Origin of the sequence: Streptomyces sp. NBC_00122 (assembly GCF_045160845.1) — a bacterium.
Lineage (GTDB): Bacteria > Actinomycetota > Actinomycetes > Streptomycetales > Streptomycetaceae > Streptomyces.
The window spans coordinates 349,884-367,110 of record NZ_CP108191.1; the positions used below are offsets into that span (position 1 = coordinate 349,884).

Genomic DNA, 17,227 nt, shown 5'->3' on the forward strand with positions numbered 1-17,227 from the left:
AGGGGGTAACGCCATGGCTCTGCGCCGACTCCGCCCGGTGGGGCTGGACTTCATCGAGGACGCGCCCGTACGACTGGTCTTCGCCGCGCGAGCCACCGCAGCACCCGAGGCCGTGTACGGGGCACTGGCGGCGGAGGTCGAGGGCTGGCCGCGGTGGTTCGGGGCCGTCACCCTGGCCCGCCCCACGCACGGCGGCGCGGGCCGCGAGATCAAGCTGGTGGGCGGGGTGCGCTTCCAGGAGACGATCATGGCCGCGGACCCCGAGCGGCGGTACGCGTACCGGGTCGACGAGACCAACGCCCCTGGAGTCCGCGCCCTCTTGGAGGAGTGGCGGCTGACCCCCGACGGCTCGGGCACGCACGTCCGCTGGACCTTCGCCGCGGACGGGCCCGCCCTCTTCCGGCTGGCCCTCACCGCCGCCCGCCCGGGCCTGGGCCACTCCTTCCGTACGGCGGTCCGTACGCTCGACGGCCGCCTCACCGGACGGCGCGGGGCGGATCAGTAGTCGCCGCCCGCTCCCATCACCCGGTGCTCCCGGGCGAGGTCTCCGTAGCCTCCCGCGCCCCACACCGTCGCCCGGAACTCCCGCAGGGACATCGCCGGACCCCCGGCGAAGTGGACCACCGCGCAGCGCGCGCAGCACCAGCCGCGGGACCAGACCTCCTCGGCGGCGTCCCGGCCGGCGGCGATCCGCGCCCGGAAGGCACGTTGGATCCGTACGGCCGAGAGGATGAGCAGGGCCGCCCCGAGCAGCGCGAACGCCGAGATCCACCCGAGGAACAGGAGACCGGCCGCGGGCTCGGGCGGGGCTTCCCCATGGGCGCCGCCCCAGAGTTGGAGCGACCCCTGGGGCCCGCTCTTGGGCGGGTCGGCGAACCACTTCCCGCCCGTCGCCCCGCCGACGAACGTGCCGATCGACACCAGGATCAGCAGCACGCTCAGAGCGGCCCGCCCGGCGGTCACCGGCGCGGGCGGGGTCGCGGCCAGCGCTGCCGCCAGCCGGGGGACGACCTCCCGGGTGTGGACGCTCCGGTCGTCACCGCGGGTGCCGCCCTGCTCGAGCCGGCTGTGCCCGCTGAGGCAGACGGCGGGGACGGCGCGCACCTCGTCGGAGCGCAGGCAGCTCGGACACTCCAACGGCGACGCCTGCACCCCGCTCCCGTCCCCCGTGCCCGTGCCCGAATCCGTCTGGGCCCGCGTACGCGCGTCCCGCTCCGGCCTGTTGTACGCAATGCCCGCCATGGCTCCCCCCGAAGCTCCGCCGTGATCGAAGTCCGCACAGCGTAGCCAGCGAACTGCGGCTCGAACAGGGCGGGTTCACGCTGCGGGGCGCCCGCGTCAGGCGGTGGGCTCGCGCCAGACCCCGGTCGCCAGCAGCGTCTCGATCGTGTGCGCGTACGGGGCGATGTCGAGCCCCTGCGACGCCAGCCACGCGTCGGAGTAGTACTTGTCGAGGTAGCGGTCGCCCGGGTCGCAGAGGAGGGTGACGACACTGCCCGTACGGCCCTCGGCCACCATCTCCGAGATGATCTTGAGTGCGCTCCACAGGCCGGTTCCGGTCGAGCCGCCCGCCTTGCGCCCTATCGCCGTCTCCAGCGCGCGGCACGCGGCGACGCTCGCCGCGTCCGGGACCTTCATCATCCGGTCGATGGCGCCGGGGACGAAGCTCGGCTCCATGCGCGGCCGGCCGATGCCCTCGATGCGCGAGCCGCAATCGCTGCTCGCGTGCGGGTCGTTGTTGGTCCAGCCGTCGAAGAAACAGGAGTTCTCCGGGTCCGGGACGCAGATGCGGGTGTCGTGCTGCATGTAGTGCACGTAGCGCGCGATGGTCGCGGAGGTGCCGCCGGTGCCGGCGGTGGCCACGATCCAGGCGGGCTCGGGGAAACGTTCCAGCCGCAGCTGCTGGTACATCGATTCGGCGATGTTGTTGTTGCCGCGCCAGTCGGTGGCCCGCTCCGCGTAGGTGAACTGGTCCATGTAGTGGCCGCCGGTACGAGCCGCCAGTTGCGCCGATTCCTCGTACATCTTCATCGAGTCGTCCACGAAGTGGCATTCGCCGCCGTGGAATTCGATGAGCCGGCACTTCTCCGGGCTGGTCGTGCGCGGCATGACGGCGATGAACGGGACGCCGATCAGCTTGGCGAAGTACGCCTCGGAGACGGCCGTCGAACCGGACGAGGCCTCGATGACCGGGCGGCCGGGGCGGATCCAGCCGTTGCACAGCGCGTAGAGGAACAGCGAGCGGGCGAGGCGGTGCTTGAGGGAGCCCGTCGGGTGCGTGGACTCGTCCTTGAGGTAGAGGTCGATGCCCCAGGCCTCGGGGAGCGGGAAACGCAGCAGGTGGGTGTCCGCGGAGCGGTTGGCGTCCGCCTGGACCTTGCGGACGGCCTCCTTCAGCCAGGCGCGGTAGTCCGCGTCGCTGCGGTCGACGTCGACGGTCGTGGCAGTCGGACCGCTGGTACGGGTGGTGCTCATGCGCCGTGCTCCTTTGTGCGTGTATTCGCCCCCTGCTTTCGCAATGTACCTCCCTCACCTGCACAAACAGTCGCTTTGGGGTTCCATGCGAATCGCTTTTGGTCGCATTCGGTTGCACTGTGGAGCACCGTGGGTGACCCTGGTGGAGCATTACCGAGGGTGCAGCACCCGTAACACTCATTTCGGGGAGTCGCAGCCGTGATCAGTCATTCCCGCAGACACTGCGTCGTCGAACTTCAGGCGCTGCCGTCACGCATAGGCCAGATCCGCAGAATCATTTCCGCGCAATTGCGTCACTGGCAGCTCGATCCGCTCATAGACCGGGCCGCGCTCGGCGTGACGGAACTGCTGAGCAACGTCCATCGCCACGCGCAGCCGGACAAGACGTGCATCGTCGAGATCGAATTCCGCCTCGGGCGGCTCACGGTCTCGGTCATCGACAGCGATCCGCGGCTTCCGGTGCTCCGGGAGGCGGTCGCGGGGTCCCTGGAGACCTGCGGGCGCGGGCTCGCGCTCGTGGAGGCGCTCAGCGAGGCCTGGGGCGCCCGGCATCAGGCGGACGGTCCGGGCAAGGTCGTGTGGTTCTCGCTCACCGCGGCCCCCGCGCCGGCGGCTTTGACGCAGCCGGTACGGATCGGGACCAAGCCCGTACGAGAACCCGCCCGGACCGCGATCGTCGCCGTGGACCCGGTGACCGTCTCGACAGGCGTGTCGGTGGCGGCGTCGGTCGGCGTCAGGCCCGGGTAGCGCACGGCGGCGGTGCCCCCCGGACGCCCGGCAGCCGACCGGGGAGCCCTAAGCGGCCTCGGGGAAGTGGGGTGCGTTTCCGCGTCGTCCGGTGCGGTGCATCGCAAGGCGGAGCAGTGCCCTTGTACTGGACGCACTCGGGTACTGCGACAACGCGGCGAGGTGCCGTGCCTGGGGGCACCTCCCAGCGGTAGCTGGAGGAGGCGCGGGGACGTGCCCCACTTCCCCGAGGCCGCTTAGCGAGGCCCGGGCAGAGCCGGGCCGAGCCGGCCCAGGCCGGGCGGCGAACCCGGCCACGGGCGGGCGGCTCTACGCCGCGGCGCCCAGCGCCCCCAGCGGGTCGTCGAGCACGGGCTGCCACGCCAGCTCCGCCGCGCCGACCAGGCTGTTGTGGTCCAGGGTGCACGGCAGGATCGGGACGCCACCGCTGCGCCCCCACAGGCTGCGGTCCGCGACCACCGCGCGCAGCCGCTCCGGGTCGGCGTACAACAGCTCCCGGTGCAGCCCGCCCAGGATGATCCGGTCCGGATTCAGGATGTTCACCAGGCCCGCGAGGCCGAGCCCGAGCCGGTCGATCAGCTCCTCGGCGGCCGCCCGTACCGCCGGCTCCGCGTACTCCGCGCTCAACAGGTCGCGGGCCTGCTGGAGCAGCGACACCTCCGGGCCGGGCGTGCGCCCCGCCGCCGTGAGGAAGGCCAGCGGGTCGGCCTCCACGTCCAGGCAGCCGCGGCCCCCGCAGTGGCAGGGCCGCCCCTCGGGATTCACCGTGAGGTGGCCGACCTCCAGGGCCAGGCCCGAACTCCCGCTGTGCAGGCGGCCGTCCAGCACCAGCGCCCCGCCGACCCCGCGGTGCCCGGTGGCCACGCACAGCAGGTGCTGCGCGCTGCGCCCCGCGCCGTGCCGGTGCTCGGCCAGGGCCGCGAGGTTGACGTCGTTCCCGGTGAGGGCCGGGCCGTCGATCCCGGCGGCCTTCACGCACTCCGCGAAGACGGCCCGTACGGGGGACCCGGGCGGCCAGGCCAGGTGCAGCGGGTTCAGCGCCGTACCTTCCGGCTCGGCGACCGCGGAGGGGACCGCGAGCCCCGCGCCGATGCAGCGGCGGCCGCTCTCCGCCAGCAGCGCGGCCCCGGCCTCCACCACCGCGCCGAGCACCTGCGCCGGGTCGGCCGCGACGGTGAGCTTGCCGGGGGCGGTGGCCACGATGCGGCCGCCCAGACCGACCAGCGCGGCCCGGAAGCCGTCCGCGTGCACCTGCGCGGCCAGCGCCACGGGGCCGTTCTCGTCGACCGACAGGCGGTGCGAGGGGCGGCCCTGGGCGCCGCCCGCGCCACCGGGGCGGGAGTCGACGCGGATCAGCCCGAGCGCCTCCAGCTCGGCGGCGACCGCTCCGGCGGTCGCGCGGGTGACCCCGAGCTCGGCCGTCAGGACGGCCCGGGTCGGTGCGCGGCCGGTGTGGACGAGCTCCAGTGCCGGACCGAGCGCGCTGCGGCCGCGCTCCAGTTTGGCCCTCGTGGAGGCCGAGGAAGCCGACGAATCCGACGAAGCGGTAGAAGCCGTGGAAGGCGTGGCCACCGTGGTCACATCCCCCACCCGCGGCGGGGCCCCGTTGCCGTTCATGGCATCGATCCTCGCATGATCGGGGGCCCTCGGATGCCGCCCCGCCTGCCGAGGCCGCCGACCCGGAGCGTGATGTCCGTCCGGCCGGTGAGCCGGGGCCCTCGCGGGGCGGTGTCCGGCAGCGCCTTCGGCACCCGCTGACAGGCCGGTCGGGCACGTGCGGACGTGCACGGCGTCGGCGGCGCCGGCGATCACGGTCCCGTCGCGCGGGAACAGTTCCCCCGTCCGTGGCCTCCATTGTCGCGGGCCTGCTGGCAGACTCCCGGCATGGAGATCAACGACTTCGTGAAGACCCTTGAGCGAGACGGCGAGCTGCTCGGCGACGTTGCGGAACAGGCGGGTACGACCGCCCTCGTACCCACCTGTCCGGGGTGGCACGTCGCCGATCTGCTGCGGCACACCGGCTCGGTGCACCGCTGGGCGGCCGGGTACGTCGAGGGAGGACTGCTGGAGGGGGCGCCGTTCCCCGACGCCCCGGAGCTGGCCGGCGCGGAGCTGCTCGCCTGGTTCCGCGAAGGACACGCGGCCCTGGTCCGCGCCCTGGGCGAGGCCCCGGCCGATGTGCAGTGCTGGACCTTCCTGCCGACCGCCCCGCCGTCGCCGCTGGCGTTCTGGGCGCGGCGCCAGGCCCATGAGACGGCCGTGCACCGGATGGACGCGGAGGCGGCGCTCGGTGTCGCGTTCTCACCGGTGGCGCCCGAGTTCGCGGAGGACGGGGTGGACGAGCTGCTGACCGGCTTCCACGCACGGCCGCGCAGCCGGGTGCGGACCCCGGAGCCCCGGGTGCTGCGGGTCAGGGCCGCGGACACGGGCGCGGCGTGGACCGTACACCTGTCGCCGGAACCGCCGCGGACGGTGCTGGGTGCCACGGACGACGCGGTCGACTGCGAAGTGACGGCGGAGGCGGCCTGGCTGTACGCGGCGCTGTGGAACCGGCTGCCGCTGGCGGGTCCGGGGGTGACCGGCGACCTGGCGCTGGCCCGCCTGTGGACCGAGGCCGCCGGGATCTGAGGAGGCCTGCCCGGCGGGCGCCCGCCGGGCAGGCAGTAGGGTCGGCTTCCTCAGTCGATCATGGGGGTCAGTCGATGTTCGTGTCCTCAGCGCGGTCCGCCGCGGTGCTCGCCGTCGCCCTGGCGGCGTTCGCCGTCTCCTGCGGCACGGAGCCAGCGGCCCCGGCTGCCGGCCCGGCCGCGGCGCCGTCCGCGTCCGCGGCCCCCGCGGCCGGGACTTCGACGGCCCCGGGCTCGACGGCCCCGGGCTCGGCGGTCGCGCCGTCTTCCAGCGCCGTCCCGGCCGAGAAGGTGCGGGACGCGTTCGCCGGCCTCCAGGCGACGCTGAACGACTCGTGCACTCCGGGCAACTGCGCGTACTTCCTCGGCCGGGTCCACGACGAGCTCCACCGCGTGGACCGCGCGATGAAGACCGACCCGAAGGGGCCCGGCCACTTCCCCGAGCCGATCGACCTGATCGCGCAGCTCGACAAGGAACTCGGCGGGGACCGCTCCTTCGAGAACCTGAAGAAGCACCAGGCGTCGCTCATCGGCACCCGGGACAAGATCAACACCTGGATGCAGGGCCACCCGGACGACTACCGGTGATCCGGCAGCGGGCGTCCGCCGACCTCGACGCGTGCGTCGGCCTCCTCCGCACGGTGCACGACCGCGACGGCTATCCCGTGGACTGGCCCGGGCGTCCCGCCGAGTGGCTGACGCCGCCCTCCCTGCTGGCGGCTTGGGTGGCGGAGACGGACGGGCGGATCGCCGGTCACGTCTCCCTGGCACGCAGCGGCACGGGGGACCTCGCGCCGGCCCTGTGGAGCGGGCGCGCGCGGGTACCCGTCGAGCGCGCCGCCGTGGTCGGCCGCCTGTTCGCCTCGCCCGCCGCGCGCGGCCTCGGGCTCGGCGCACGGCTGCTGGCGCGGGCCGCGTGCGAGGCGCGGGAGCGTGGTCTGCATCCGGTCCTCGACGTCCTCGCCCACGACACCGCCGCGGTCGCGCTGTACGAACGCGAGGGCTGGAGCCTGCTGGACACCGTCGACCAGCGGTGGAGCGCGAACCGGACCGTCACCGTGCACTGCTTCGCCGCACCGGTCTGACGCCTTGCGCCTGCGTCAGCCGAGGGTGGCGGCGTAGGCGGTCTGGGCTCCGTACTTCCACGCCGGGCCCGTGTTCCAGGGATTGGGCATGGCCGCGCTGGTCGCGTACGCGTAGCCCGCGCCCCGGTCGAAAGCCGTGCGCAGGGCCGTACGCATCGCCGCGGCGTCCGGGACGTCGTGGACCAGGTGCCAGAACGCCGTGCCGCTCGGGTCGAGTTCGGTACCCGCGCGGTAGCCGGTGAGCGGGTCGAAGACGTTGCCGCCGAGCCAGCCGCCGCCGGTGTACGCGGCGTAGGAGTCCTCGTACGTGACGAAGACGTCCGCGGTCCGGCGGCCCGGCTCCAGGTAGCAGTCGGCTATGGCCGTGCCGGGGTTGTTGACGACGAGGGGGGAGGCGGCCGGGTCGATGGCGCGCATGGTGTCCTCCACGTGGCGGCGGAGCTCCGCGTAGTGGTCGCGGGTGGCGTTGCCGGGGCCGCAGTCGCGGCTGACGACGTCGAAGAAGACGCCGTCGACGTGGAGGCGGCCGTCCGGGGTCCTGAGGTAGTTGTCGACCGAGGCCTTCACTGCGGCGGCGGCGCGGTTGCCGTGGTCGGTGTGGACGTAGCCGAGCACCTTGGTCTTCCCGCCGGTGGCGGTCGTGCCGCGGCGCAGGGCGTCGGCGCGGGCCCGCCAGGGGGCCTCGAAGGGTGAGTCGCCGTTGCCGGGGTTGAGGACGACGACGGAGGCGGCCGGGCCGGTGGTGGTGAGGTCGGTCAGCATGGCGTCGTTCGCCCAGACGTACGCGGGGACGCCGATGTCCAGGCCCCGCACGCCGGGAATCCGGGGCGCCGGGGGTGCGGGAGTCGCGGTCGGGGCCGGGGCCGGGGGTTCTGCGGGGGCCGCCGACCGGCCCGGTGGCGCCGGTTCCGCGGTGCGCGCCGGCGCCGTGACCGCGGGCGCCGGCGCGGCCAGTAAGACGGTCACCAGGACGGCGTACAGGGCCTTCACGGCGCGGGGCATGACTGTTCCTCCGGCGGCGGCAGGGGGGCGGGTGCGACCCGAGGAACACTAGACGGGCGGCGCTTGGTTCAAGGGTGAACCGCCTCCCTTCGTACGAGGAACAGAAGAGCGACCCGTCACCTCATCATGTGATTCTCCGTCAGGACCCCTGTGGGGCCGCCGTCACACGGCGGGCAGTCCGACCCCGTGGGCCAGCTGCCCGGCGGCGTGCGTGAAGAAGACGGCCCGGTCCTCCACGACGCGGTTGAACTGGCCGAACAGCTCGAAGGAGACGAGGCCGACCAGCTGCGCCCAGGCGGCGACCAGAGCGGCCGTGACCTCGGGGGGCAGGCCATCGGCGAAGTCGGCGGTCATCCGGACGGCCTCGGGGCGCAGGGCGGCCGGCAGCGGCGGCAGTGCGAGGCCGCGGCCCTCGTGCGCGGCGCGGAGGATGGCGATGAAGGTGTTCCCGACGCGGGAGGCGGGACCGATGGTGTCGAGGGGGGCGCTGTAGCCGGGAACCGGAGAGCCGTAGATGAGGGCGTACTCGTGCGGGTGCTCCAGCGCCCAGGCACGGACGGCCTCGCAGACCGCGATCCAGCGGGCGCGGGGCGGGTGACCGGCGGCGAGGGCGCGGGCGTCCGCCTCTTCGGCCGCCGCGCCGACGCTGTCGTACGCGTCGACGATGAGCGCGGTGAGCAGCTCGTCGCGGCTGGGGAAGTAGCGGTAGAGGGCGGAAGAGACCATGCCCAGCTCGCGGGCGACGGCACGCAGGGAGAGTTTGGCGGCGCCCTCGGCCGCGAGCCGGCGGCGCGCCTCGTCCTTGATGGCGGCGGTGACCTCGATGCGGGCCCGCTCCCTGGCCCCTCGCACGGTGTTCATGCGTGTCAGTGTGCCACGCAAATAGAGCAGTGCCCAAAAATCGGATCCCCGATCCATTTAGAGAGCGGTGCTCTTGTTTTGGCGCACCGATCCGTGCACACTGTTCTCAAGCGAGAGCACCGCTCTCTCAATAAGGAAAACGACCCCGGAGGTCACCATGAACGCGTCTCAGCCGTATTACGTCCAGGCCGGCCCGTTCGCCGTCCGCTTCAACGCGCTCTTCGGCAAGCTCGCCCGGCTGGGCGTCAGCCTGGCCGGCACCGCCGAGCTGTCGGTCCGGGGCCGCAAGTCGGGCGAGATGCAGCGGATCCCGGTCAACCCGCACACGTTCGAGGGCATGCAGTACCTCGTCTCGGCCCGCGGCCACTCCCAGTGGGTCCGCAACATGCGGGTCGCGGGCGGCGGCGAGCTGCGCGTCGGGCGCAAGGTCCGGACCTTCACCGCCACTGAGATCACCGACCCCGTCCAGCAAGCCGTCATCCTGCGCGCCTATCTGGAGAAGTGGGGCTGGGAGGTCAACCGCTTCTTCCAGGGGGTCACCGCGAAGTCCTCCGACGCGGAGCTCCAGGCGGCCGCCGGCGACCACCCGGTCTTCCGGATCACGGTGTCGAACTGACCCGCCGCCCCCGGGTCGGCCCGCGGCCGGTCAGCCGCTCCGAGACCCGCGGTCGCGGTCGCGTCGGCGGTCGGGGAGCAGCCGGGCCGTCCGCTCGCCCACGTGGGCAACACCTCGGCCGGGCCGTGGTGGTTGGGCGCGAGAGCGATCACCGCCACCCCGACGTGCCTCTCACCGCGCGCGGAGGCCACGACGACCTGTTCCGGCCGGTCCACCCCGTTCAGGTTCGATCCGCCCCGCCGGTCCGGGCCGCCGTCCCGGCCTCCGCCCTCACCTCCGCGCTCGACGTCGGCGCCTACGCCGTCCCGTGTCCGCCGCTCCCACCGCTGCCGGCGCCACCGCTGCCCGTGCCGCTGCCACCGCCGAATGCGCCACGAGCCGCCTGCCGGGCATCCAGCGCGTGCAGCACCCTGCGCGCCAGCGGGTACGTACGCACCATGTCCGCCAGCGTCGTCGAGCCCCGCGTGATGCGGGCGAAGGCCCGCCACGCCGGGCGGAACCCGGTGATCGCCGCGTGCAGCATCCCCGGCCGGGCCTCGAAGACGGACAGCATCCGCCGGCCGACGCCCATCTCCACACCCAGCCCCGCCTTCACGGCGAAGGCGTAGTTGAGCGCCTGGCGGCGCGCGTCCACCGCGTCCTGCGCCTCGGAGATCTTCACCGCCCACTCCCCCGCCAGCCGCCCCGAGCGCAGCGCGAAGGAGATGCCCTCCCGGGTCCACGGTTCCAGCAGTCCGGCGGCGTCGCCCGCCACCAGCACCCGCCCGCGCGAGAGCGGCGAATCGGGCTTGCGGCAGCGGGTCAGATGCCCGGAGGAGACGGCCGGTTCGAAGCCGGCGAGTCCGAGCCGGGCGATGAAATCGTCGAGGTACCGCTTGGTCGCGGCGCCCTCGCCCTTGGCCGAGATGACCCCGACGGTGAGGGTGTCGCCCTTGGGGAAGACCCAGCCGTAACTGCCGGGCAGCGGGCCCCAGTCGATCAGCACCCGCCCCTTCCAGTCCTCCGCGACCGTCCGGGGCACGGGGATCTCCGCCTCCAGCCCGAGGTCCACCTGCTCCATCTCGACCCCGACGTGCGCGCCGATCCGGCTCGCGCTGCCGTCCGCGCCGACGACCGCGCGGGCCAGGACGGTCTCCCCGTCGGCGAGGAGCACGGCCACGGTACGCCGGTCGGGCACGGCCGCCCCGTGCTGCTCGACGCGGGCCACGGCCGTACCCGTACGGACGGTCGCGCCGGCCTTCTCCGCCACGGCGACCAGCCCGGCGTCGAACTCCGGCCGGTTGATGAGCCCGAACAGCATCTGCTTCGAGCGCCGCGTCCGGGTCAGCTTCCCGTCCAGCGAGAAGGTCACCGCGTGGATGCGGTCCTTGAGGGGCAGTACGAAGCCCGGGGGCAGGGCGTCGCGCGAGGGGCCGATGATGCCGCCCCCGCAGGTCTTGTACCGGGGCAGCTCGGCCTTCTCCAGCAGCAGGACGCGCCGGCCCGCCGTCGCCGCCGCGTACGCCGCCGAGGCCCCGGCCGGACCGGCCCCGACCACGACCACGTCCCAGACTTCGCCCACTTCGCCGGTCCCCCCGGCCACCTCGTCGTCCGCCCCCTGCGCTTCGTGTCCTGCGCTTGCGTCGCGTACGTCGTCGTCGCTGCTCACGATGTGCTGCTGCTCCTGATCACCCGGTTTGCTCCGATGCCGGGGAAATCCTACGGCGCGACGCCGCCTCGCCCCGCTGTGCGAGGATCGGGACTGTCTTTCGCCGTACCCGGCATACGCATACCCCGCGGATGCGGGTGGCGTACCGAAGAGCACAACGTCGCACCCAAAAGGAGCGTGCCCATGTCCCAGAATCCGATCGCCGAGACCATCGCCTCGCTGATGCCCCGCGCCAAGCAGGAGCTGACCGAGCTGGTGGCCTTCCAGTCGGTGGCGGACTGGGCGCAGTTCCCCAAGAGCGAGAGCGAGGCGGCCGCGAACTGGGTCGCGGACGCGCTGCGCGTCGAGGGCTTCCAGGACGTGGCGCTGCTCGACACCCCCGACGGCACCCAGTCGGTGTACGGCTTCCTGCCCGGCCCCGAGGGCGCGCCGACCGTACTGCTCTACGCGCACTACGACGTGCAGCCGCCCCTGGACGACGCGGCCTGGATCTCCCCCGCCTTCGAGCTGACCGAGCGCGACGGCCGTTGGTACGGTCGCGGCTCCGCCGACTGCAAGGGCGGGTTCATCATGCACCTGCTGGCGCTGCGCGCCCTGAAGGCCAACGGCGGCGTTCCGGTGAGCGTGAAGGTGATCGTCGAGGGCTCGGAGGAGCAGGGCACCGGCGGTCTCCAGCAGTACGCCGAGGCGCACCCGGAGCTGCTGACCGCCGACACCATCGTCATCGGCGACGCGGGCAACTTCCGCCTCGGGCTGCCGACGGTGACGGCGACGCTGCGCGGCATGTGCCTGCTCAAGGTGAAGATCGACACGCTGGGCGGCAACCTGCACTCCGGGATGTTCGGCGGCGTCGCCCCCGACGCGCTGGCCGCGCTGATCCGGGTGCTGGACTCGCTGCGCGCGGCGGACGGTTCGACGACCGTGGACGGGCTGGCCTCGGACGCGGTGTGGGAGGGCCTGCAGTACCCGGAGGCGGACTTCCGCGGCGACGCGAAGGTGCTGGACGGGGTCGAGCTGATCGGCCAGGGCACGATCGCTGACCGGCTGTGGGCCCGTCCGGCCGTGACGGTGCTCGGCATCGACTGCCCGCCGGTGGTCGGCGCGACGCCGTCGGTGCACGCGAGCGCCGGCGCGCTGATCAGCCTGCGGGTGCCGCCGGGCGTGGACACCACCGAGGCCGTCAAGCTGCTGGAGGCGCACATGGTGGCGCACACCCCGTGGAAGGCGCGCCTGGAACTGGAGATCGTGGGCCAGGGCCAGCCGTTCCAGGCGGACACGAGCAGCCCGGCGTACGCGTCGATGGCGGCGGCACTGCAGGAGGCGTACCCGGGCGAGGAGATGCAGGTCGCCGGCATGGGCGGCTCGATCCCGCTGTGCAACACGCTGACGCAGCTGTACCCGGACGCGGAGATGCTGCTGATCGGGCTGAGCGAGCCGGAGGCGCAGATCCACGCGGTCAACGAGAGCGTGTCGCCGCAGGAGCTGGAGCGCCTGTCGGTGGCCGAGGCCCTCTTCCTCGTCAACTACGCGGAGTCCAAGCGCGGCTGACCCGCCGCGAGTCCGGTCGTACGCCCAGGGCGCAGTGCGCCCTGGGCGTACTGCGCTCCGGGTGAACTCGCGTGCGCGGGGCGGGGCCGGATCCGTACGTTCGCGGCATGGATCTTGTCGAAGTGCTGCCGAACCGGCTCCACATGCTCCGCTTCCCCATCGGCCAGGCGTACGTCTGGCAGGACGGCGAGGCACTCACCCTGATCGACGCCGGTCACGCCGGGTCCGCCGACGCGATCGAGGGGGCGCTGCGATCACTCGGGCTGATTCCCGAGCGGCTGGAGCGGATCGTGCTGACCCACTGCCACCGCGACCACGTCGGTGCCGCCGGTGAGCTCGCCGCCCGCTGGGGCGCGCGGGTGCTCGCGCACCGCCTGGACGCGCCCGTGATCCGGGGCGAGTCGCCCGTGCCCGAACCGGTACTGCTGGACTGGGAACTCCCCCTGTACGCGCGCGGGCTGACCGTCCCCGAGGCCCCGCCCACCCCGGTCGACCGGGAGCTGGAGGACGGCGACGCGCTGGGCTTCGGGGACGGGGCGTACGTGGTCCACGCCCCGGGTCATACGGACGGCAGCATCGGCGTCCATCTCCCGCGCCACGGCGTGCTGTTCACGGGGGACTGCGTCGCCGCCGTCGGCCCGCTGATGCTGGGCGTCTTCAACGTGGACCGGGCACGGGCGGCCCGGTCGTTCCGGCGGCTGGCCGCGCTCGCCCCTTCGACGGCCTGCTTCGGACACGGGGATCCGCTGACGGAGGACACCGCGGCGGCCCTCTCCGCGGCCGCCGCGGCTTCCTGATGGACCGGGCCCCGGTCAGCCCACGGGGACGCCCGCCTCCAGGTACAGGGGGCGGCCCCGCTCCCGGGCGCGCAGGGCCCAGCGCAGGCGCTCGTAGCGGTGCCGCGGGAGCAGTCCGGCGGCCTCGTCCTCCGTGACGAAGCGCCAGGCCCGCAGCTCCGGGCCGGGCAGCCGAAGCCGGTCCTGCGCGCCGTCCGTGAGGCGGCCGCCGTCGAAGAGCAGGCGCAGCCCCCCGTAACCGGGCGGCTGCGGGGGCTCCCAGTCGACGACGAGGAGCCCGGGCGCCCGGTCCAGTACGAGGCCCAGTTCCTCGGCGACCTCCCGTACGCCCGCGCACCCGGGTGCCTCGCCGGCTTCGACGACGCCGCCCGGGAACTCCCAGCCCGCCTTGTACGTCGGATCCACCAGCAGCACCCGGTCCTGTTCGTCGAAGAGCAGCACTCCGGACGCCACCGTCTCCCGCGTGGGCTCCGGGGTCTGCACGATGTCGCAGACCCGGGCCTCCTCGGTGCGCACCGCTTCCGCGATCCGCTCCGCGGTCTCGCGCACGCTCAGGGCGCCGTTGTCGATGACGTGCGCGTCGGCGGTGAGCCAGCCGAGTGCCTGCTGGTAGACGGGGATGTGGTCGTAGGCCCACTGGCGGACCCGGAAGTCCACGTCCTGCGGCTCGCCCGGCTCCTCCCGCGTCGCGATCCGCTGTCGAAGGATCGTTTCCTCAGGGGCCAGCAGCACATGGCGCACCGCTATCCGGCGAGCCGCCAGACCGCCGAAGATCTCGTCCCGGTACTCCTGCCGGAGCAGGGTCATCGGTACGACCAGCACCCCGCCCAGTTCCGCGAGCATCGCCGCCGCCGTGTCCACCACCAGGCGCCGCCAGCTCGGCAGGTCCTGGTAGTCGGAGACCTCCGCCAGGCGCTTGCGCGGCAGCAGCACGCGCAGCGCGTCGCCGATCAACTCCGGATCGAACAGAGTGCTGTCCGGCAGGATTCCTGTCAGTTCGCGGGCCGTGCTGGTCTTTCCGGCGCTGAATGTGCCGTTGATCCAGACAATCACGTCTACCCCTCTCCCCATGGCTCCGCCGGAGCCCCCAGTGGCTTGCCCGCCTCACCCTGCCACGGAAACCTCACTATCGGCCGAGTGCATATCCTCAAGGTCACAGCGCCGCCCGATACTCCGGAGGTTTCCCCACCGTGCCCATCAGCCGCCGCCCGTCCGACCCCCGTTACGGAAACCGGCCGACCATGAAGGACGTGGCGGCCCGGGCGGGCGTGGGCCTGAAAACGGTGTCCCGGGTGGTCAACGGTGAGGCCGGCGTCACCCCCGACACCGAGCAGCGGGTCCAAGAGGCCATCGACGCCCTCGGGTTCCGCCGCAACGACAGCGCCCGCGTCCTGCGCAAGGGCCGAACCGCCACCGTGGGCCTGGTCCTTGAGGACCTCGCCGACCCCTTCTACGGCCCGCTGAGCCGCGCGGTGGAGGAGGTGGCCCGTGCGCACGGCGCGCTCCTCTTCAACGGCTCCAGCGCCGAGGACCCGGACCGCGAGCGGGAGTTGGCGCTCGCGCTGTGCGCGCGCCGGGTCGACGGGCTGATCGTGATCCCGGCCGGCGACGACCACCGCTACCTGGAACCGGAGATCCGGGCGGGCGTGGCCACCGTCTTCGTGGACCGCCCGGCCGGCCGGATCGACGCGGACGTGGTGCTCTCGGACAACTTCGGCGGCGCCCGGGACGGGGTGGCGCACCTGATCGCGGGCGGCCACCGCCGCATCGGCTTCATCGGCGACCATCCGCGCATCCACACGGCGGCGGAACGCCTGCGCGGCTACCGCGAGGCGATGGCGGACGCGGGCCTGCCCGTGGCCGAATCCTGGGTCTCCCTCGGCTCCACGGCGCCCGAGCGGGTCTCCGCGGCGGCCCGGGCGATGCTCGCGGGCCCGGAGGCGGTGTCGGCCGTCTTCGCCGGCAACAACCGCGTGACGGTCACCGTCGTACGGGTCCTCGCCGACCGGGAGCACCCCGTGGCTCTGGTCGGCTTCGACGACTTCGAACTGGCCGACATGCTCCGCCCCGGCGTCACCGTGGTCGCCCAGGACCCGGCGAAGCTGGGCCGGGTGGCCACGGACCGCCTCTTCCAGCGCCTCGCCGGAACCGACCTCCCCCCGACCCGGATCGAACTCCCGACCCGCCTGGTCCCCCGCGGTTCGGGCGAACTCCCGCCGACTGCCTGACGCCCCACCGGATCAGCCCGCACAGCCCGGGAGCGGCCCCCGCCGGGTCGGATGGCCCCGCCGGGTCGGACGCGCCTGAAGACGGCGAGGCCCGGCCAGGGTCTCCCCGGCCGGGCCTCGTGCGGTACTGCACGGCTCAGGAGGTCGCCGTCAGCGTCGCCGAGCGGCGCGGGATCGCGAAGGCGTCCAGTTCCGCGCGGGTCAGACCGGTCAGGGCGGTGACCTCATCGGCGCCGACGGCGCCGCAGTCGAGGCCGCGCACCAGGTAGCCGGCCAGCGCCTTCGCGGTGGCGGGCTCGTCCATCACGTCGCCCTCGATCTTGGCGACGTACGCCTTCAGGCGCGCGGCGGCGGCGTCGAGGCCCTCGCGGTAGAAGGTGAAGACGGCCGCGTAGCGGGTCGGCAGGTGGCCCGGGTGCATGTCCCAGCCCTGGTAGTAGGCGCGGGCCAGGGCGCGGCGGGTCAGGCCGTAGTGGAGCTTCCAGGCCTCGTGGACGTGCTCGGTGGTGCCGATCGGCAGGACGTTCGTGGAGCCGTCGGACACGCGTACGCCGGTGCCGGCGGCCGCGACCTGCATGATCGCCTTCGCGTGGTCGGCGGCCGGGTGGTCGCTCGACTGGTACGCGGCGGAGACGCCGACGCAGGCGCTGTAGTCGAAGGTGCCGTAGTGCAGACCGGTGGCGCGGCCCTTGGCGGCCTCGATCATCCGGGCCACGGTGGCGGTGCCGTCGGAGGCCAGGATGGACTGGCTGGTCTCGATCTGGATCTCGAAGCCGATCCGCCCCGGGCGCAGGCCGCGGGCCGTCTCGAAGGCCTCCAGCAGCTTCACGAAGGCGCTGACCTGCTCGGCGTACGTGACCTTCGGGAGGGTCAGGACGAGGCCCTCGGGAAGTCCGCCGTTGGCCAGCAGGCCGGACAGGAAGATGTCGGTGGTGCGGATGCCGCGGTCGCGGACGTTGGACTCCATGCACTTCATGCGGATGCCCATGTACGGGGCGTTCGTGCCGTTGGAGAAGGCCTCCGAGACGAGGCGGGCGGCGCGGGCCGCGGCCTGGTCCTCCTCCTCGTCGGAGCGGACGCCGAAGCCGTCCTCGAAGTCGACGCGGAGGTCCTCGATGGGCTCGGAGGCGAGCTTGGCACGGACGCGGTCGTAGACCGGCACGGCCAGTTCGTCGGAGATGCCGAGCACCTTGGCGAAGGTGGCGGCGTCCGGGGCGTGCTCGTCGAGGGCGGCGAGGGCCTGGTCGCCCCAGGTGCGGATGGTGTTCGCGGCGAAGACGTCACCGGGCACGTAGACCGTGTGGATGGGCTGGCGGGTGCCGGGGTCGCCCGGGTAGTGGCGCGCGAGTTCCGCGTCCACCGGCGCGAGGGAGGCGCTGATGCCCTCGCTGACCGCACCTGCGAGGCTCGTCGCCACCTTCTCCTGCTGACCCATCGTGCACTCTCCTCTTTTCCGCTTCACGGAAGCTTAGATCCGCATAGCAGAATTTAGTCACGTGGTTCCGCTCCGTCAATGGTCCCTCTCCGGTCCTGGACAAACGACTCGGGGCCGTGCGGTGAGAATCACCACACGGCCCCGGGGACCACTTATCC

General features: G+C 73.4%; 17 protein-coding genes. 9 read left to right on the forward strand and 8 right to left on the reverse strand.

Translation table 11 applies throughout. The features are described from left to right. Positions 1 to 13 precede the first annotated feature (13 nt). A complete protein-coding gene (locus tag OG737_RS01605; protein WP_328924319.1) occupies positions 14 to 505 on the forward strand; it encodes an SRPBCC family protein in 492 nt (163 codons plus the stop codon). Here OG737_RS01605 and OG737_RS01610 read toward each other — a convergent pair. Both OG737_RS01610 and OG737_RS01615 read right to left on the reverse strand, forming a co-directional pair. Beyond that, a complete protein-coding gene (locus OG737_RS01610; RefSeq protein WP_405680358.1) occupies positions 499 to 1,242 on the reverse strand; it encodes a hypothetical protein in 744 nt (247 codons plus the stop codon). The genes OG737_RS01605 and OG737_RS01610 overlap by 7 nt on opposite strands. 96 nt (positions 1,243 to 1,338) lie before the next feature. Further along, positions 1,339 to 2,475 (reverse strand): PLP-dependent cysteine synthase family protein, encoded by a 1,137-nt coding sequence (locus tag OG737_RS01615; RefSeq protein ID WP_328924321.1) that lies wholly within the window; start codon positions 2,473 to 2,475, stop codon positions 1,339 to 1,341. 198 nt (positions 2,476 to 2,673) lie between these two features. Here OG737_RS01615 and OG737_RS01620 point away from each other — a divergent pair, with 198 nt between their 5' ends. Then, positions 2,674 to 3,222: an ATP-binding protein gene (locus tag OG737_RS01620; protein ID WP_328924322.1), complete on the forward strand. Its 549-nt coding sequence runs from the start codon at positions 2,674 to 2,676 to the stop codon at positions 3,220 to 3,222. A gap of 309 nt (positions 3,223 to 3,531) precedes the next feature. Here OG737_RS01620 and OG737_RS01625 read toward each other — a convergent pair whose 3' ends face one another. Continuing rightward, positions 3,532 to 4,839 (reverse strand): ROK family protein, encoded by a 1,308-nt coding sequence (locus tag OG737_RS01625; RefSeq protein WP_328924323.1) that lies wholly within the window; start codon positions 4,837 to 4,839, stop codon positions 3,532 to 3,534. A 267-nt stretch (positions 4,840 to 5,106) separates the two neighbouring features. Between OG737_RS01625 and OG737_RS01630 the strand changes: the two genes are divergently transcribed. From OG737_RS01630 to OG737_RS01640, 3 genes are all read left to right on the forward strand, one after another. Beyond that, positions 5,107 to 5,850, forward strand: coding sequence for a maleylpyruvate isomerase family mycothiol-dependent enzyme (locus OG737_RS01630; RefSeq protein ID WP_328924324.1), 744 nt, complete (start codon positions 5,107 to 5,109; stop codon positions 5,848 to 5,850). A gap of 74 nt (positions 5,851 to 5,924) precedes the next feature. Next, complete coding sequence (locus OG737_RS01635; protein WP_405680357.1) at positions 5,925 to 6,437, forward strand: hypothetical protein; 513 nt, start codon at positions 5,925 to 5,927, stop codon at positions 6,435 to 6,437. Further along, positions 6,434 to 6,934 carry a GNAT family N-acetyltransferase gene (locus tag OG737_RS01640; protein ID WP_405921112.1) on the forward strand — a complete coding sequence of 167 codons (501 nt, stop codon included), beginning with the start codon at positions 6,434 to 6,436 and terminating at the stop codon, positions 6,932 to 6,934. The genes OG737_RS01635 and OG737_RS01640 overlap by 4 nt, the downstream gene beginning before the upstream one ends. 15 nt (positions 6,935 to 6,949) lie before the next feature. Here the strand turns inward: OG737_RS01640 and OG737_RS01645 are convergent, their stop codons facing one another. Then, complete coding sequence (locus OG737_RS01645) at positions 6,950 to 7,936, reverse strand: spherulation-specific family 4 protein (RefSeq protein ID WP_328924327.1); 987 nt, start codon at positions 7,934 to 7,936, stop codon at positions 6,950 to 6,952. 162 nt (positions 7,937 to 8,098) lie between these two features. After that, positions 8,099 to 8,797, reverse strand: a complete 699-nt coding sequence (locus OG737_RS01650; protein ID WP_328924328.1) for a TetR/AcrR family transcriptional regulator — start codon at positions 8,795 to 8,797, stop codon at positions 8,099 to 8,101. Positions 8,798 to 8,954: 157 nt separating this feature from the next. Between OG737_RS01650 and OG737_RS01655 the strand changes: the two genes are divergently transcribed. Further along, a complete protein-coding gene (locus OG737_RS01655; RefSeq protein WP_328924329.1) occupies positions 8,955 to 9,413 on the forward strand; it encodes a nitroreductase/quinone reductase family protein in 459 nt (152 codons plus the stop codon). 295 nt (positions 9,414 to 9,708) lie between these two features. On the opposite strand, the gene OG737_RS01660 is transcribed toward OG737_RS01655, so the two are convergent. After that, the gene (locus OG737_RS01660) at positions 9,709 to 11,061 is read right to left on the reverse strand and encodes a geranylgeranyl reductase family protein (protein ID WP_405680354.1); all 1,353 of its coding nucleotides are present in this window, start codon (positions 11,059 to 11,061) and stop codon (positions 9,709 to 9,711) included. A gap of 183 nt (positions 11,062 to 11,244) precedes the next feature. On the opposite strand from OG737_RS01660, the gene OG737_RS01665 reads away from it, so the two are divergent. Further along, the gene (locus tag OG737_RS01665; RefSeq protein WP_405921113.1) at positions 11,245 to 12,609 is read left to right on the forward strand and encodes a dipeptidase; all 1,365 of its coding nucleotides are present in this window, start codon (positions 11,245 to 11,247) and stop codon (positions 12,607 to 12,609) included. A gap of 107 nt (positions 12,610 to 12,716) precedes the next feature. Then, positions 12,717 to 13,406, forward strand: a complete 690-nt coding sequence (locus OG737_RS01670) for an MBL fold metallo-hydrolase (RefSeq protein ID WP_328924332.1) — start codon at positions 12,717 to 12,719, stop codon at positions 13,404 to 13,406. 15 nt (positions 13,407 to 13,421) lie between these two features. Here OG737_RS01670 and OG737_RS01675 read toward each other — a convergent pair whose 3' ends face one another. Next, positions 13,422 to 14,459 (reverse strand): NUDIX domain-containing protein, encoded by a 1,038-nt coding sequence (locus OG737_RS01675; RefSeq protein WP_405921114.1) that lies wholly within the window; start codon positions 14,457 to 14,459, stop codon positions 13,422 to 13,424. A 188-nt stretch (positions 14,460 to 14,647) separates the two neighbouring features. Between OG737_RS01675 and OG737_RS01680 the strand changes: the two genes are divergently transcribed. After that, complete coding sequence (locus tag OG737_RS01680; RefSeq protein ID WP_328930179.1) at positions 14,648 to 15,634, forward strand: LacI family DNA-binding transcriptional regulator; 987 nt, start codon at positions 14,648 to 14,650, stop codon at positions 15,632 to 15,634. Positions 15,635 to 15,770: 136 nt separating this feature from the next. Here the strand turns inward: OG737_RS01680 and OG737_RS01685 are convergent, their stop codons facing one another. Continuing rightward, positions 15,771 to 17,069: a DUF6986 family protein gene (locus OG737_RS01685; protein WP_405680352.1), complete on the reverse strand. Its 1,299-nt coding sequence runs from the start codon at positions 17,067 to 17,069 to the stop codon at positions 15,771 to 15,773. Positions 17,070 to 17,227: the final 158 nt, after the last annotated feature.

What these genes read in the sequence shown, in the direction of transcription:
- OG737_RS01610 (WP_405680358.1), bottom strand. Translation starts at nt 1,242, where the DNA reads ATGGCGGGCATTGCGTACAACAGGCCGGAGCGGGACGCGCGTACGCGG.
- OG737_RS01655 (WP_328924329.1), top strand. Translation starts at nt 8,955, where the DNA reads ATGAACGCGTCTCAGCCGTATTACGTCCAGGCCGGCCCGTTCGCCGTC.
- OG737_RS01630 (WP_328924324.1), top strand. Translation starts at nt 5,107, where the DNA reads ATGGAGATCAACGACTTCGTGAAGACCCTTGAGCGAGACGGCGAGCTG.
- OG737_RS01625 (WP_328924323.1), bottom strand. Translation starts at nt 4,839, where the DNA reads ATGAACGGCAACGGGGCCCCGCCGCGGGTGGGGGATGTGACCACGGTG.
- OG737_RS01635 (WP_405680357.1), top strand. Translation starts at nt 5,925, where the DNA reads ATGTTCGTGTCCTCAGCGCGGTCCGCCGCGGTGCTCGCCGTCGCCCTG.
- OG737_RS01665 (WP_405921113.1), top strand. Translation starts at nt 11,245, where the DNA reads ATGTCCCAGAATCCGATCGCCGAGACCATCGCCTCGCTGATGCCCCGC.
- OG737_RS01615 (WP_328924321.1), bottom strand. Translation starts at nt 2,475, where the DNA reads ATGAGCACCACCCGTACCAGCGGTCCGACTGCCACGACCGTCGACGTC.
- OG737_RS01650 (WP_328924328.1), bottom strand. Translation starts at nt 8,797, where the DNA reads ATGAACACCGTGCGAGGGGCCAGGGAGCGGGCCCGCATCGAGGTCACC.
- OG737_RS01685 (WP_405680352.1), bottom strand. Translation starts at nt 17,069, where the DNA reads ATGGGTCAGCAGGAGAAGGTGGCGACGAGCCTCGCAGGTGCGGTCAGC.
- OG737_RS01645 (WP_328924327.1), bottom strand. Translation starts at nt 7,936, where the DNA reads ATGCCCCGCGCCGTGAAGGCCCTGTACGCCGTCCTGGTGACCGTCTTA.
- OG737_RS01680 (WP_328930179.1), top strand. Translation starts at nt 14,648, where the DNA reads ATGAAGGACGTGGCGGCCCGGGCGGGCGTGGGCCTGAAAACGGTGTCC.
- OG737_RS01605 (WP_328924319.1), top strand. Translation starts at nt 14, where the DNA reads ATGGCTCTGCGCCGACTCCGCCCGGTGGGGCTGGACTTCATCGAGGAC.
- OG737_RS01670 (WP_328924332.1), top strand. Translation starts at nt 12,717, where the DNA reads ATGGATCTTGTCGAAGTGCTGCCGAACCGGCTCCACATGCTCCGCTTC.